14 protein-coding genes are annotated in these 15,555 nt (G+C 41.3%); 2 read left to right on the forward strand and 12 right to left on the reverse strand.

Going from position 1 to position 15,555, the window contains the following annotated elements; all coding sequences use genetic code 11:
- Positions 1–132: 132 nt before the first annotated feature.
- A complete protein-coding gene (locus tag LKE46_RS12250; RefSeq protein ID WP_291722655.1) occupies positions 133–732 on the forward strand; it encodes a hypothetical protein in 600 nt (199 codons plus the stop codon).
- A 61-nt stretch (positions 733–793) separates the two neighbouring features.
- Here the strand turns inward: LKE46_RS12250 and LKE46_RS12255 are convergent, their stop codons facing one another.
- Positions 794–1,645, reverse strand: coding sequence for an SLAP domain-containing protein (locus tag LKE46_RS12255; protein ID WP_291722658.1), 852 nt, complete (start codon positions 1,643–1,645; stop codon positions 794–796).
- Positions 1,646–1,804: 159 nt separating this feature from the next.
- Between LKE46_RS12255 and LKE46_RS12260 the strand changes: the two genes are divergently transcribed.
- Positions 1,805–3,553 carry a WG repeat-containing protein gene (locus LKE46_RS12260; RefSeq protein WP_291722661.1) on the forward strand — a complete coding sequence of 583 codons (1,749 nt, stop codon included), beginning with the start codon at positions 1,805–1,807 and terminating at the stop codon, positions 3,551–3,553.
- 55 nt (positions 3,554–3,608) lie between these two features.
- On the opposite strand, the gene LKE46_RS12265 is transcribed toward LKE46_RS12260, so the two are convergent.
- The 11 genes from LKE46_RS12265 to rfbB all read right to left on the reverse strand — a co-directional run bounded on the left by LKE46_RS12265 (position 3,609) and on the right by rfbB (position 15,515).
- Positions 3,609–4,007, reverse strand: coding sequence for a hypothetical protein (locus LKE46_RS12265; RefSeq protein ID WP_291722664.1), 399 nt, complete (start codon positions 4,005–4,007; stop codon positions 3,609–3,611).
- A gap of 110 nt (positions 4,008–4,117) precedes the next feature.
- Positions 4,118–5,314 (reverse strand): TolC family protein, encoded by a 1,197-nt coding sequence (locus tag LKE46_RS12270; RefSeq protein WP_291722667.1) that lies wholly within the window; start codon positions 5,312–5,314, stop codon positions 4,118–4,120.
- A 17-nt stretch (positions 5,315–5,331) separates the two neighbouring features.
- Entirely contained in the window at positions 5,332–6,465 is a 1,134-nt protein-coding gene (locus LKE46_RS12275; protein WP_291722670.1) for a TolC family protein, read from the reverse strand.
- 129 nt (positions 6,466–6,594) lie between these two features.
- Entirely contained in the window at positions 6,595–9,906 is a 3,312-nt protein-coding gene (locus LKE46_RS12280) for a cell wall-binding repeat-containing protein (RefSeq protein WP_291722673.1), read from the reverse strand.
- Between the two features lie 53 nt (positions 9,907–9,959).
- Entirely contained in the window at positions 9,960–10,532 is a 573-nt protein-coding gene (locus LKE46_RS12285) for a sigma-70 family RNA polymerase sigma factor (protein ID WP_291722676.1), read from the reverse strand.
- Positions 10,533–10,550: 18 nt separating this feature from the next.
- Positions 10,551–11,156, reverse strand: a complete 606-nt coding sequence (locus tag LKE46_RS12290) for a sigma-70 family RNA polymerase sigma factor (protein WP_291722679.1) — start codon at positions 11,154–11,156, stop codon at positions 10,551–10,553.
- 275 nt (positions 11,157–11,431) lie between these two features.
- On the reverse strand, positions 11,432–11,989 hold the full coding sequence (gene rfbC, locus LKE46_RS12295; RefSeq protein WP_291722682.1) for a dTDP-4-dehydrorhamnose 3,5-epimerase: 558 nt from the start codon (positions 11,987–11,989) through the stop codon (positions 11,432–11,434).
- 19 nt (positions 11,990–12,008) lie between these two features.
- Entirely contained in the window at positions 12,009–12,884 is an 876-nt protein-coding gene (gene rfbD / locus LKE46_RS12300; RefSeq protein ID WP_291722684.1) for a dTDP-4-dehydrorhamnose reductase, read from the reverse strand.
- 93 nt (positions 12,885–12,977) lie between these two features.
- Complete coding sequence (locus LKE46_RS12305) at positions 12,978–13,532, reverse strand: sugar O-acetyltransferase (protein ID WP_291722687.1); 555 nt, start codon at positions 13,530–13,532, stop codon at positions 12,978–12,980.
- A gap of 29 nt (positions 13,533–13,561) precedes the next feature.
- A complete protein-coding gene (rfbA, locus tag LKE46_RS12310) occupies positions 13,562–14,440 on the reverse strand; it encodes a glucose-1-phosphate thymidylyltransferase RfbA (RefSeq protein WP_291722690.1) in 879 nt (292 codons plus the stop codon).
- Positions 14,441–14,465: 25 nt separating this feature from the next.
- Complete coding sequence (gene rfbB / locus LKE46_RS12315) at positions 14,466–15,515, reverse strand: dTDP-glucose 4,6-dehydratase (protein WP_291722693.1); 1,050 nt, start codon at positions 15,513–15,515, stop codon at positions 14,466–14,468.
- Between the last annotated feature and the right edge of the window lie 40 nt (positions 15,516–15,555).

A 15,555-nucleotide genomic window follows, 5' to 3' on the forward strand; every position in this document is an offset into this window, starting at 1 on the left:
TCCCTCTGTATCCTTTATATTATTTTACCATTTTGCAGCAGAATAATATACCTGGATACTGAATGTTTACTATAAATAATTATCTTCCAAATTGGAAAACTATAAATAAATTAATTTTAGGAGGACGATAATATGCTGAAAAAAAGTATCAAAATATTATACACCCTGACCATTCTGATTTCACTGAACATCACTACTGCTCAGGTCCACGCCGTATCCTGCAAAAACCTGTCATCAATCAACCAGACTTCACCGGGAAGACACCGAAAATCCCACTGGAAGCTCAGCCTCGACAAGCTTGTTGAAAATGGTACTATAAACGTGAAACAAAAAGATGCCGTACTGGAATTGATGAGATCGGACAAATTCCGCAGTTCGTCAAAAAAGAAACATGGATGCTTCAAAGATAAATTGAATACACTGGTTCAGAATAAAACTATAACTGAAAAGCAGAAATCCGCTGTAGATCAACTGCTAGATGCTTCAAAGAATCAGGGTAAAAATTTCATGAACTCCTTCAGCGATGGTCTGGATGAGCTCGCAGACAAAAAAGTCATAACCCAAGCACAGAGATCTGCCATCAAGGATTTGTTTGTCTCCTGTAGAAAAGAGCATAGAAAACAATTTGCCGAATCTTTAAACAATGGACTGGAGACCCTTGTAAAAAACAACACAATAACTCAGAATCAGAAAAAAGCCATAATAAAAGAACTTACCAGCTTCAAGCACTGACAGCATGTACAGTAAAACACACACCAAAAGCAAAAGCCGGGAAAACTCTCCCCGGCTTATATTACTTTTCCTTTTTATACAATTTATAGGCTATGGACCAGCCCTTCAGTTCCTGTGGTTTTTCAGGTTTTATGTTCGTCTGAAATGAAAAATTGCAGAGCCTTGCCCTGTAGGGACTGACTTCAAAGTTGTCCAGTTCAAACTGATTTGAATAAACTACAACATTATCCTCATTCAACAAGGTTACAGGGATTTTACTCAGAGAAATAGGCTTGAGGGATGCATTTCTCATGACACAGGTGGCAAGTATGCTCCCATCCGTGTTTATCCCGATACTGAAGGTGGATATGCTGAATTCGCCCTCCTCCAGTTCCGGCAGTCCTTCAAGAAACTGCTCAAGGACCTGCCTGTCCTTGTCCTCTATGTCTTCAGGAAGTCCTTCATATCTCGTACGTACCTTCCTGCTTATTTTAAATGTTCCACTTAAAGCCAGTTCCCAGTTTTCCGGTATTATGTCGAATTTTACATTTTTCTTGTCAAAGTAAACCTTTATAGGTCTTACAGAATGAGGTGGAAGCTGTCCTAACTTTCTGAGATCAAATATCTGATCTGCAATGATATTTCCCTCTGAATCCTTGATTACAAAAGGTATATCCTCCAGATTGAGATTCTCGGAAAGACCGTTCCTTACATATACCTTCATCTCATATTTATCTTCATATTCATATAAGTATACACCGGAAACATTCAGTTCCCCTTCTTTTATGGGAGGCAGTTCTTTTACCTCATCTTCCATAATTTCCTTCTGGACATCCGATACTACAACACTATCCTTTTCAAGAAGAGACAGTTTTGTGGATACGTAATCCTCTCTATCATTATCCTGCAGCTTATTATCTGTTTTTTTAACCATATATCGTTGTTCCTCCATTTGTGTTTTCATGTAAATACAATAATTATATTATACTATAATAAAAAGCTTTATTCTATACAGTATGACAAATTACCACAATGATGCCGTATAGTAATTTTATATCCCGGATGGTATAATAAGCTAAAGGGGGTATGACAAATGAAGCATCCTTCAAAATATTATTTAATGCTGATTCTATGCCTGTCGGCGGCACTTATCCTTTCTACACTGCCTCAATCATCGAAGGTCATGGCGGACAGCGGTAAAACTTATTCCATAATCCCTATAGATTCTTCCTCCGACAGTACAGTCATATATACATTCCAGGGCAGTACAGCAAAGATAAAAAGCGGCAATCTGTACGGTCTTGTGTCTTCTGAAGGTAAAATACTTGCAGAACCGCAGTTCACTTCCATATCAAGCTTTCAAGGCGGCTATGCAAAGATCCAGAAGGGAACAAAATACGGAATTATTTCCCGGGAGGGCAGGATAATAATAGCTCCTGAATTCGACGATATTTCATACTTTTACAGCGAGGGAATCGCAGAGGTGTGCATGAATTCAAAATGGGGACTTGTAGACAGATCCGGGAAAAAGCTGACGGAACCTGAATTCGACTATATATATGAACCTGAAGACGGCTTTATCAGGGTGAGGGAAAACAACAAATACGGTTTTCTGGATATAAAGGGAAATGTACTCTGGAACTGCAATCTTGATGATGCCTCGGACTTCAATGAAGGTTATGCAGCTGTAAAATCAGGTTCTTCCTGGGGCTTATTGGACAAGTCAGGCAATTTCACAAGCCTCGGCTTTGATGCTTTAAAAGCACCGCGGAACAGCATGCTCCCCGTGAAGAAAGACGGAAGCTGGGGAATTGCAGATATGAAAGGCAATCTGATTATACCTGAAAAATACAAGGACATATCCTTTTTAAACGACAATCTCATCAAGATAAATACCGGAAGCAAATACGGACTGATAGACAAAAATGGAAGTACTATACTTGATGATGACTATGATGGAATAAACTATGTCAACAACGGCATGTATTCCATAAAACGTGCAGACAAGACAGGACTGATGGATTCCAGCGGCAGGATAGTTCTTCAGCCGCAGTTCGACTGGATGGACAATTTCAGCGAGGGCAAGGCCATAGTGAGCATAAACGGCAGGTACGGTTTCATAAATAAGGATCTGACGGATATGAAATACAAATATAATCTCTATGACGCTGACAAAATATATGCCTTCAGCGAAGGCCTTGCAAGAATTGAGAAGAACGGAAAATACGGCTTCATGGACAGCAATGGGAATATTGTCATAGAGGCTAAATTTACAAGCGCCCGTGACTTCAGTGAAGGCTATGCCGCCGTGGCAGTTGAGAAAGTCACGAAAGGAGACTCGTCTTCCAGGCTTTCTACAAAGTGGGCATATATAGACAGGCTTGGTTCCACTTTTACAGGATATGACTTTGACAGTGCCTCGTCCTTCAGCAGTGGTTCAGCGGCAGTACTCCAGGGCAGTTCCTGCAGCATTATAAAAAACAGCGATATCAAATTTCTCGGAAATAAAACCGAATCGGACAGCCATAAAATCTGGCAGATAAATTTCAACAGGCCGCTGGACGACAAAACCGTGAAAAATAGTTCGGATGACAGCATCATAACAAGCAGCATGGAAATGACCATGGCAAACAACGTAAAAGTTACGGACAGCACCGGAAAGGTCATTGACATATCCATGGAATTCAGGAGTCCCTCGTCAATAATCATAAATCCACCGCCTGAGGGCTACACCAGGGGAGAACAGTATACAATAACAATACTGGACAATATAAAAGACAAATCAGGAGTTAAAATAACACCTTCAATAACAAAGATTGACTTTTCAATAGCCGGGAACTGACAAATCAGGAACGATCCCCAACGGGACCGTTCCTGATTTCACCATTTCAAGCTCTTTATTTTATATTTATTTTCGCAACATTCTTATTGTTTTTCACCGCTATTACACTTACAGGCATATCCTTGTGCTCTTTTTTCAGTTCATCGGCATATTTCTGTGCAAGGGCCTTTGCATCGGAATCTTTCGTTCCATCCTTCACTACCATGGTGGCTATGACCTTTTTGCTCTGGACATATACTTTGCCATTCAATATTATATTCTCGCCCTTCAGCTTTTTGGTTTTATTCTCGTCTACAGCTATCTTCGCTCCTCTTGTACTCCCCTGATTTTGTGAAGCCTTTTTAGAGGTATCCACTCCCTGGGATGATTTATTCCCGAAGGAACAAGCTGTAAGAGACACAACCAATAGTATAAGCACAGCCAAAATGCCAAGTTTTCTTGATCTGGTTTTCACTATTATCACTCTCCATGTATTAACTCCGGGATTTTGCCCCGCTAGAGTTTATTGTAACACATTTTGAAGATTTTAATAGAGCTTTTCACAGTGTTAATAGATTTTTAAAATCAATTCTCCAGATTGTACTGGAACTGCTGCACTGCCTCCATATAGTCATTCTGTGCATTTTTCAGGTTTACGAGTTCACTGTCCAGTGCCAGCTTGGCCGAATCTGCCTGAAGCTGTACTTCTGTTCCAAGTTTTACCTTGGACAATATAGTATCGTAATTAGCCTGTGCACTGGCTACCTTTGCGTTTTCAACAGCTACATTGTCTTCAAGATTTTTAAGGTTGTAATAATCGTTCCACAGTCCCAGCTTGAGATTCAATTCAGTATCTGCAAGGGAATTCTGCAGATCCTGTATGCTGAGCCCCGTACTCACCTCGCCTGTGGCATCATTATAGGAATATTGCTTGTATATATCCTCTTTTATATTGAGTATTGCAAGATTGTTGTTTATCTTGCCTATGTCATAGTCATTTTTGACTGCACTTTCAATCCTGTTTGCAATATTGCCGTCGTCAAACTTTTTGTACTCCTTCTGTGCAGGGGTAAGGGTCAGTTCACTGTCGAGATCCATATTTATGGCCTGCTTTATACTCAGAAGGTTCTGCTGGAGCTGTGACTCGGGTGTATTCAGTGATGCCTGAAACTGGCTCTTCTGAACATTCAGGGATTCAAGAGCATCGGAAGTTAGAACACCCTGCTCTATTTTCTCTTTGGTCTGTTCAATCTGCTGGTCCACATTTTCTATCTGTGCATCTATAGTATTTATCTGATCCTGGCAGGTAAGTGCAGACATATACTGCTTTTCAACAGTAAACTTCATATTCTGAAGTGAATCCTCCCTGTCATGCTTTGCATCTTTTATATTCTGATCGTCAACTTTAGGTATGACATCGGTCTGAAGTTTTATATTTACGTACTGTCCTCTAGGGTAGTTCACTTCACTTGTGTCACTATCTTTTATAAGTGTGGCATTCATGCTGTCCCTGTCATACTGCCTCTGATAGAGCAATATCTTCTGGTCCTTGGACTTGATCTGTATGTTGTTTTTTTCTATATACCCGAGCACCTGGTCAAGGTTCAACGTCTGATCTCCTATTATTGAATATTGGGAAGTGACAGAACCTGTACCTTCAGCTGCTGCGGAAATGGAAGCAGTTGAACCTGCAGCACCTGCTGTTGGAGCCGCCGCAAGACATACTGTACCTGTACTGAGTGTAACTGTCAGTGCAGTGAATATAATGAGTTTGTTTCTCATATTTGCCATCCTCCTTTTTAATTGATTTTCGATGTATCATTTCCTATATCGCAGGCCTGACCCAGCTTGAACTGTGCCATCCATATATCTCTCTGTGCAGCTTTCACTGTATTCTGGGCACTTTTCAAATCCAGCGCTGCAGTATCAAAATCTATTTTGCTGATAACCCCTACATCATATTTTACGCGCTGGGTATCATAACGGGTCTTGGAAAGGGCAAGTGCATCCTTTTTGGACTTAAGCATCCTGTTTTTAACCTGGAGGTCATTGTAAAGGCTGTTTATCTCCGGGATTATGTTCAACTTCTGAATCTCAAGGCTGTCGGAAGCATTGTCCACATTTGCCTGTGCCAGTCTGTTCGGTACGGACTGCGTATTGGGGAATACACCGCTTACCACTTTATATTCAAACTTCTGCAGATTTATATTTTCCTGGGCTACAAGTATCTCCGCCCTCTTTTCAAGTGCACCGTTCAAATATTCATCGTAGCTTCTTATATAAGGTGTTTCAGTGAACTTGTCTCTCAGTAAAGTATCATATTTTGTGTAAAGATCGGCACCCAGAATCTTGTTCATATTCATAACATCCAGGTCATACTTTCTCTGTGCTCCATCCAGTTTGGCCTTTTGCGTATTGTAATCCGCCTCCGCCTTTTTCTCATCTGAAGGAGATATCAAACCAAGGCTCAGTTTTGACTTTGCACTGCTATACTTTTCCTCTTCATTGGCCATTTTCTGATTTTCAAAATCAAGCTCATCCCTGTCATTCATGAGGGCAGTATACTGGGTATAGGCAGACAGCTTTATTTCATTTTCAGCCACGGATTTCATCTGTGTGTACTTGTACTCGGAAAACTTGTCCTCTCTGCGTGGATTGGATATTCCCTGCATAAGGGAAAGTCTTGTATATGCATCCATGTCCGGGCCACCCTGATCCAGCTGGTCAGCGTAGCTGCTAGCATTCTTTACATCCGCATCATATGAATTCTGTGCCTGTTTTATGGAAATGTCCATGCTCTTGACCTTGTAGGAACTTGATATGGCAGCATCTATGGATGCATCTATATCCAGGGTATTTCCGGCTGCAAAAGCCGGAGTACCCGAAAATACAATAGCCAGTATGCACAACACTGCTGTTTTTAACTTGTTCATATTTACCTCCCTTCCTGTTCATCAAAATGTTTTTATACTAACAATTACAAAATAATTTTACCATAAATATAAAAATATTGCCATATATTCAATAGAGGATTGTCATTTTTCATGACAATCCTCTTCTGTTTATTTTGCAGTTACAGTATATCCGCTCAAGTCATCACCTGAAGGTGAGTAAATGGTATATGCAGCATCTTCATGTTTTTCACTTCTTATGCTGATACCGGCACCACTGCTGTTTGCAGCTATCTTGATAACATCCCCCTTGTCGAAGGAAGCTGCGTTGAATCTGTAGATTACAGTCTTTCCGTCAACACTTATGGCATTTGGAGTGACTGTCCTACCTGTACTTACATCTGTAAATATGAAATCATCTGAATACTGACTTTGTATGGCAGTATCTATATCCTGATTGAATACCACTTTTACAGTATCCGCATTTGAGGCATTTGTGGCAGTAAATTGATTTGATCTTGTTATAGGAGGTATATAAACCTTTGTGGAACCTGTCCTTATATTTCTCCCTGCAGAATCCATGGAATTATTATTGACTACACTTAAGGTTGTACTTTCACCACAGTCCTTTATGCCTTCTACCTTTTCGCCATCCTTAACCCCCGACTTGTATATTAATATGACATCATTTCCAGTGCTGTACGCATTGTCCGGCTTGTATCCATCCACCTTGAAATCATTCAAGTCAAGTGAATCAAGTGCTCCGGAAAGAGAAACCTTGACGCTTATATCATCACCGCTGAATGTCATCTCGGCCGTACCCGATATAATTTTAGGCCCATTGCTGCTGGTTGTACTTATATCCCCTATATATGACCCGAGATCAATAGGTGTCCCGTCCTGATCCACCACATTTTCAACCCCGACCTGGATTACATTTCTGGCTGTGGTTCCTTCTCCGATGGTATAATTTGAAGGGAATTCAACAGTTACACTTTTATCATCATAGGAAGGTGTTACAATTGCCCCCCCAGGCAAATTCTTGACCTCTCCTGTTCCGTCCCTGAACACATAATTTGATTTGTCGGATATGGAAGCATCGTCCATGGTATGATTGAAAAATATAGCAACAGCCTGATCATTGTCAAATCTTTTGACTATTTCAGTAACGCTTACACCTTTGCTGTCCATACCCGATAGAGTGGCAGTATAGGTAGTCATGACATTCGGTTTTGCCTCGGTGTCTATGATATTTTTCACCGTCAACGTATATTTAGATCCGTTCAACGTACCATCGTCAAATTTGAGATCAAAAGTTCTGTTGTTGTTTCCATCCACGGTTATGGTATTGACATTGTTCAACTTGTAGCTTATGTCATTTCCATCAGAATCCATGAGTTTGTAGTTGCCTGTATTTGTGGCATAACTTCTTACAACATCCTTGTTGAATTTGACCCTTATTGTCTCTTCATCCAGAATATTTGAAGAGGCAACTTCGGGCTTTTCGCTGCTGCTTCCATAATAGAGGGTGGTACTTGTCTGATTGATGGTATTATAGAAGGTATCCTGCACATCATCCTTGACCAGAACCGTATTTGTCCCCTGCTCCAGCATGTCCCCGACGTTCTTTATCCTAACGGTGCTGTCCCCCGAACCGGGTTCGAAGGTTACATAGGACTCATCAACATCCACATCGTCACCGTTTATCTCATAGTTGTCCGGGTCAAGTGCTGTTTCCTGGTCCATTGCCCTGTTGTACTTTATATATATTGTACCTGCATTGTCACTCGTAACACTTTCTACCTTTGGTGCTCCATATACAGATTCAACTGTGAAATTCTTTGATTGGCTCTGAATTGGAATATTGGCCGCATTGTCAAATTTACTCCCCGATGTGCCATCAGGAATGGTAAAGGTATTGCTGCCTACAGGAAGTGTGGAATTAAAATAGAGGTCAACCCCATCCGACCAGTCACCGGATTTATCCTTGAACTCCGTATCGGAAGTATCCAGGCCGTAGTTCCTAACGCTTCTATTATTTATTTTCATGGAAGCCAGATCGTCTTCATCCATTCTTACAGCTTCTGAAAATTTAACCCTCAATTTGTTGCCCCCCACAGGAGTGACGGATTCAATTGACGGAGATCCTGTTTCCTGAAATGTAACTTCCTTTTCATATTCTGTGATACTGGAAGACAGTTCATCGGAAAGCACATTATTCTTTACGGTAAAATTGACCTTCTTCCCCTGTTTGAAGGGATTCTTGAAGGTAATTACGACCGTCCTGCCGTCATCCTGCAGATATGCGGAGGACTGGGTCTGTGCCTCCGAGCCAAGAGAACTCCCATCTATTTCATAATTTGCAATTCTCTCTGCAGAGCTTTCATCCACTGCAGTATTGAATACAACCTTTATCTGATTCAGCCCAACCGCTGCTACAGAATTTACAGTGCTGCTGTCATTTGCAATTCCTGCTGCCGCATTCTTTATATCCGAGACTGTGGCATCTGAAATCACACCCTTTTCCGAAATTATATTTACCTCCGTTGAGCCGGATGCCTTTGACCTTATGTAGTCAAGTGCATTACCCGTCTGTGCGTCACCCTCTCCATTTACAATAACAAGGGGTGAAGAGTTTATTCCTGCAAGAGATGCAGCTATAAGTGAATCGGCATATCTGGCTCCCGAAGCATTGGCCACATATATTTTGTCGGATTTCAAGCTGCCGTCAAAGGCCTTCAATACATTTAGATTTGTTGCAAACCTGTCGGCACCGCCGTTTATTCTTGCAACAGCACCAAGTGACTTGTAGGTATCGTCACTTATGGTATTGCTCGTACCAACTACGGTAACAGCCGAATTATGACGGTCGACGAAATCCGCCACAGAAGACATGCTTGTCCTGTCATTTCCCCCGAGAAGAAGTATCTGGCCTTTTGCTGCAGCAACCGGAGCTGCGGAAAGGGTGTCCGAGAAATTGCCTCCACCTGCCATAAGGACATTTGAAGGGTCAACGCCAAGTTTTACGAGCTGTTCTGCAACAGATGCATTGGTGTCATATCTGTTCCCGCCGTAGAGTTCAATCAGATTGTAGTTCTCATCTCTGAGCTGATTTCTTATTGCCTGGGATATTACTCCCGTTCCTCCTATGATGTATATATTCTTCGGTTTCAATTTGTCCAGTGCAGCTTTTGCACTGCTGTTCAAATATGTACCCCCCGTGAGGAGTATCGGTGCATCAAGCTGTTTTGAAAGTGCAACGGAACTAAGTGCATCTGCATAACCTTCGCCTGAAACAAGCAGTACGTTTTCACTATCCGTCCAGTTGGAAGTTGCCGCAAGAGCTGCCGTTTCATAGCTGTCCGCACCTTCAACACTTGTAACACTTCCTGCGGCTTCTGCAGATACAGCCGGAACTGCCGCAGAGAGAACAAGTGAAAGAATCGTGGTACTTCCTATGGTTTTAATTGCCCTTTTATTCATAAAATCCCTACCTCCAGTGTTTTTTGGAATATATGAATATTGTACCATAGATACTAATTTTTTAGGAAAATCTTTTTCAATTTGTCCAGTGCAATTTTCTTCCTGTATACGGCAGTTCTATAGCTTACATTCCTTGACTCCGCATATTCTCCCAGGGACTTCTCCTCAAGATAATACCAGAAAATAATATCCTTTTCATCCCGGGACAGCTTGTCCATGCTACTTGCAAGTTCAGATTCATTTTCTCTGGTCACAAAATCCTCCTCGATATTCTCACCGGAAACCAGGGTATCCATGAGTTCACAGCCCCCGTCATTCACACTGTTCAGGCTGCAGCTGAAGGGCTTTCCAAGATTCTTCCTCATTAGACTGTAAAAATTTTTTACTATAGAGTTTGTAACATAGGCGGTAAACGAATTTTTCCCCACATCATACCTGTTCACGGCTGTGATAACAGACCTGTAGCCCTCCTGGATGAGATCCTCCATTTCATAACCCCTTATATATATTGTTCTCGCCTTTTTCACTATAAATCCCTCAAAGCTCCTGCAAATTTCCTCCAGCGCCCGTCTGTCACCATTTTTTGCACTTTCAACAAGTTTTTCAAGCTTGATTCTATCCTTCATGACAAGCCACCCCCAAATTTATCTCAGAAATTCCAGGTCGAATTCCAGCAGCTTTTTCTTCAGCTTGTTTCGCAACCTGTAGCCCGTCTGATTAAGTGCATTTGCATTTCCCTCATTTTCCCTGAGATACTCTTCGACACTGCCGTAGTGCTGGATTATGCTGTTGTATTCCATCTCACCTCTGGACAAACCAGTCTTTTCAATAAGGTAGTCGTACATCATGCTGTTTACCACTCTGTCCTCAAGGGATTCGGATCTATTGTACTGATGGTAGAAAGCACCTGCTTCCATTTCACTGTCGGAGGGCAGAGCACCAAGCTTCCCCTTTCTCCTCCTCAGATACCTGCTGTAATTCAATACCGTGTTCTTCACAACCCTGTAACCGTAGCTTCTGAACTGTTTCCAGCTGTTCCCCCTGAAGGCGGTCATGGAACTTACAAGATTCTTCAGTGAAATACTCATGATATCATCCTCGTCCGAATTGCCGAACTCAACTCCAATATAGTCATTGTACATTCTTCTCATGGCACCTGTAAAACAGAGCTGAAGCCTTGATATACATGCGTCCTCCCCCCTTAAAATCCCCTCTACAAATTCTCTTAAATCGGTGTCAACGTTTTCCATTAAAATTCTCCCTTCATAGTTAATAATTTAAAGTTATTAAGTCTAAAGTTCGAGCCATATCAATGTTTAAACTGTATCTATATTATAAGACACCAACTTTTTCAAGAAAATAACGGATTTTTTGTAATTTTTTTCATAAAGTTGAAAAACTGCATAAAAAACAGCCCTAAAGACTGTTTCAGATTGTACATGTTTTCACAATACTACTTACAATAATTTTCTTTAAAAATAAGAAAAGTATCCGGGTTTGCAAAATCAAGCCCGGATACTTTTTATCATAATTGCAGTTCCTTCAATCTCGGCCACAACTTGTCTTTATCGGAAAAGATGATATTTTCAATTCCTATCCCATCAAGAGGCCATTTTATTCCTACATCGGGATCATTCCAGATAAGTCCGCCCTCGTCTTCCGGATGATAGAAATCCGTACATTTGTAGCAAAATTCCGCCTCATCTGAAAGTACAAGAAATCCATGTGCAAAGCCCTGTGGAATATAGAACTGTTTTCTGTTCTCTTCTGACAGAATAACTCCAATCCATTTTCCATAAGTCGAGGAACCTCTTCTCAAATCCACTGCCACATCAAACACTTCACCCTTGACAACTCTAACAAGCTTTCCCTGAGAATGTTTTTTCTGAAAATGCAGTCCTCTTAAAACGCCCTTTCTGGACTTAGACTGGTTATCCTGTACAAATTTCATGTCAAGTCCAGCTTCCCTGAATTCATTGTAATTATATGTCTCCATGAAATATCCCCTGTTGTCCCCGAAGATACCCGTTTCTATTATGTATACTCCATCTATATCCGTACATTTAAATTCAAACTTCCCCATCTCGATCATTTCCCTTTCTTCATATTTTTTCTATAAAGGACTTCAATGCATCCTTCCATGGTCTCATGTCATCGCCTATTGTACACCTTAGCATCATATTGTCGAGAGATGAATACTCCGGCCTCTTTGCAGCTCTCTCAAGCTTGTCTGAGGTAATTGGAGATACACTGCAGTCTATACCTGCATAATCCACAATTTTACCCGCAAAATCATACCAGCTGCATTCCCCTTTCCCCGTACAGTGATATATTCCATACTCATTTGTAAGAGCAATTTTCAGAATATGATAAGCTAGATCCTCCGCATTTGTCGGATTTCCCCTCTGGTCATCAACTACATCAAGGTGTCCTTTTTCCCTTGCCGCCTTGAGTATGGTATAGACAAAATTTTTCCCGTACACGCCATAGAGCCAGGAAGTCCTCACTATAAAATACTTTCTGCAATTTTCCCTTATGTACTGTTCTCCAAGCAGCTTTGTCCTTCCGTACACGCTCATCGGCTTAGGCACATCATACTCCCTGAAAGGCACACTTCCCTTTCCATCGAAGACGTAATCCGTAGAAACATGTATCAATCTTGCCCCTGTAATTGAAGCTGAACGGGCCAGATTTCTCGGTCCTATGGAATTTACCTTAAAAGCACTGTCAAAGTTCTCTTCACATCCATCAACATTCGTGTATGCCGCACAATTTATGATGACATCGGGTCTGAAATCCTCCACACAGTTAAGTACATCACTAAACCTTGCTATGTCAAGTTCATTCCTTCCCAAGTACTTAACTTCTGCATTTGAATACAACTTATCGATGTAACCTATATCAGTTTTACCCTTTTTCAGAACTGAAGAAATCTCCGAGGCAAGCTGTCCCTTTGCCCCTGTAACAAGAATTTTCATTTGTATCGCCCCCAATATTTTAAATCAATAGGTTCTGCCCCTACCTTATCCTTAAATATATTATAACCATTTTCAGCGGAAACTTCAGTCTTATTACAGGTGTCGAATAACCTGTGCCGGATTACCTGCAATCAACACATTGTCGGGAAAGGATTTTGTCACCACGGAGCCTGCACCTACCACTACATTATTGCCAAGGGTAACTCCAGGTACCAGAATCGATCCGCCGCCTATCCAGGCATTATCACCGACGGTAACCGGCCTGCCAAGTCCTATCATTGCCGTACGCCTTTCAACGTCCAGAGGATGTTCAGCTGCATATATCTGGACATGAGGTGCAAACAGACAATTATCACCAATGGTAATGGGTGCTACATCAAGCATTGCACAATCATAATTGCAAAGAAAATTATCTCCGATGGAAATATTATAGCCGAAATCACAGTGGAAAAAAGGCTGAATATCCATATTCTTTCCAACCCGCTTAAAAAGCTGGCGAAGAATAGCCTGTTTTTCTTTCTGCTGTTCGTCCGTCAGATTATTCAGCTTTCGAACAAGTCCTCTTGCCCGGAATATATCGGCCATCAATTCCGGATCACGTATTTGGTAAGGCTCTCCGGCCAAAAATTTGCTTTTTTCAGAATCCATTTTATCTATTCTCCTCTCATAAATCCCGATCAGGATCTGACTCTGTCCATGAGACTCAAGATATATTTTCCGTAGTCCACCTTCTTCAGGGGTTCTGCCAGCTTTACAAGCTGGTTGTCATCTATGTATCCTTTTCTATATGCAATCTCCTCGATGCAGGCAACATACAGTCCCTGTCTCGTCTGAACCGCCTCAACAAAATTTGCAGCATTCAACAACCCACGGGGTGTTCCCGTATCGAGCCAGGCCATTCCCCTTCCGAACAGCTCCACTTTAAGCCTTCCCTGTCTCAGGTATTCGTTGTTCACATCCGTAATTTCAAGTTCGCCTCTCCCTGAAGGCTTTATGTTCTTTGCGATGTCAACAACGTCATTGTCATAAAAGTACAGTCCGGGAACTGCATAGTTCGATTTAGGACTGGATGGCTTCTCCTCTATGGATACAACATTGAATTCACTGTCGAATTCAACTACCCCGAAATCTTTCGGATTGCTTACATGATACCCAAAAATAGTGGAACAGTCCTTTCTGCCTGAAGCCACTTCAAGCCTCTGAGTAAAACCATAGCCGTAAAATACATTATCCCCAAGAACAAGGGCTGCATCATCATTTCCGATAAATTTTTCACCTACTATAAAGGCCTCTGCAAGTCCGCCGGGTTTATATTGAATTTCATATGTAAAATCAAGGCCGAGCTGGCTGCCGTCTCCGAAAAGCTCCTTGAAGGTATCTATGTCCCTGGGAGTTGATATTATAAGTATCTCCCTTATTCCTGCAAGCATGAGTACGGACAGGGGATAGTAGATCATAGGCTTGTCATATACAGGTACTATCTGCTTTGATATGACCTTTGTCATAGGGTAGAGTCTTGTCCCTGAACCGCCTGCAAGTATAATTCCCTTTCTCATTTGTCACGCACATCCTTTCTGCAATTTACAAGTACATTTTTTTGTAATAGTTCTGGTACTGGCCGGAGGTGACATTTTCCATCCAATCCCTGTTCTTCAGATACCATTTTATTGTCTTTACTATTCCAGTTTCAAATACGGTCTCGGGATACCAGCCAAGTTCATTTTTTATTTTTTTGGGGTCTATTCCATATCTCCTGTCATGCCCTTTCCTGTCCTCCACATATTTTACAAGGTCTTCACCTACTGCTGAATCCACATTGTCATGTATATATGAAATTATAGTCTTCACTATATGTACATTCGTCCTCTCGTTGTGTCCGCCGATATTATACACCTGACCTGTCCTGCCACTGTCCACAACCATATCTATTGCCCTGCAGTGATCTTCAACATAAAGCCAGTCCCTTATGTTCATTCCATCACCGTATACCGGAATATCCCTTTTATCGAGGCAGTTGTTTATAACGAGAGGTATCAATTTCTCGGGGAATTGATAAGGCCCGTAGTTGTTGGAACACCTAGTGATATTCACAGGCATCCTGTAGGTATCGTAATAAGCTTTTACCATAAGATCCGCAGATGCCTTGCTTGAAGAGTATGGACTGTGGGAATCGAGAGGAGTTGTCTCTGTAAAATATCCCTCACTTTCAAGTGATCCATAAACTTCATCCGTAGAAACCTGAAGGTACCTTTTACCTTTCTTGAAACCTTCTCCTTCAGCCCAAAAATGCTTTGCCGTATTCAGAAGAGTTACAGTCCCAAGCACATTAGTTGTTACAAATATTTCAGGATTTTTTATGCTCCTGTCCACATGAGATTCCGCTGCAAAGTTCACCACATAGTCTATGTCATATTTTTCAAACACAGCATTCAATTTATCCCTGTCACATATATCACCTTGGACAAACGTATAATTTGGATTGTCAGCTACAGATTCAAGATTTTCCAGATTTCCAGCATAGGTAAGCTTGTCATAGTTTATTATCTTTATGTCTCTATACTTTTTTAATATATAATGAATGAAGTTGGAACCTATAAATCCTGCTCCTCCTGTTACTAAATAGGTTTTCATTTATATCCCCTTTCAATAAAGTGTATTTATTTATAATAAT

Origin of the sequence: Clostridium sp. (genome assembly GCF_022482905.1) — a bacterium.
GTDB lineage: Bacteria > Bacillota > Clostridia > Clostridiales > Clostridiaceae > Clostridium_B.

Excerpts from the sequence above, each read along its gene's own strand:
- LKE46_RS12290 (WP_291722679.1), bottom strand. The coding sequence starts at position 11,156 with ATGGAAAACGTTGACACCGATTTAAGAGAATTTGTAGAGGGGATTTTA.
- LKE46_RS12260 (WP_291722661.1), top strand. The coding sequence starts at position 1,805 with ATGAAGCATCCTTCAAAATATTATTTAATGCTGATTCTATGCCTGTCG.
- LKE46_RS12270 (WP_291722667.1), bottom strand. The coding sequence starts at position 5,314 with ATGAGAAACAAACTCATTATATTCACTGCACTGACAGTTACACTCAGT.
- rfbC (WP_291722682.1), bottom strand. The coding sequence starts at position 11,989 with ATGGGGAAGTTTGAATTTAAATGTACGGATATAGATGGAGTATACATA.
- LKE46_RS12250 (WP_291722655.1), top strand. The coding sequence starts at position 133 with ATGCTGAAAAAAAGTATCAAAATATTATACACCCTGACCATTCTGATT.
- LKE46_RS12305 (WP_291722687.1), bottom strand. The coding sequence starts at position 13,532 with ATGGATTCTGAAAAAAGCAAATTTTTGGCCGGAGAGCCTTACCAAATA.
- LKE46_RS12285 (WP_291722676.1), bottom strand. The coding sequence starts at position 10,532 with ATGAAGGATAGAATCAAGCTTGAAAAACTTGTTGAAAGTGCAAAAAAT.
- LKE46_RS12255 (WP_291722658.1), bottom strand. The coding sequence starts at position 1,645 with ATGGTTAAAAAAACAGATAATAAGCTGCAGGATAATGATAGAGAGGAT.
- rfbD (WP_291722684.1), bottom strand. The coding sequence starts at position 12,884 with ATGAAAATTCTTGTTACAGGGGCAAAGGGACAGCTTGCCTCGGAGATT.
- rfbB (WP_291722693.1), bottom strand. The coding sequence starts at position 15,515 with ATGAAAACCTATTTAGTAACAGGAGGAGCAGGATTTATAGGTTCCAAC.
- rfbA (WP_291722690.1), bottom strand. The coding sequence starts at position 14,440 with ATGAGAAAGGGAATTATACTTGCAGGCGGTTCAGGGACAAGACTCTAC.
- LKE46_RS12280 (WP_291722673.1), bottom strand. The coding sequence starts at position 9,906 with ATGAATAAAAGGGCAATTAAAACCATAGGAAGTACCACGATTCTTTCA.
- LKE46_RS12275 (WP_291722670.1), bottom strand. The coding sequence starts at position 6,465 with ATGAACAAGTTAAAAACAGCAGTGTTGTGCATACTGGCTATTGTATTT.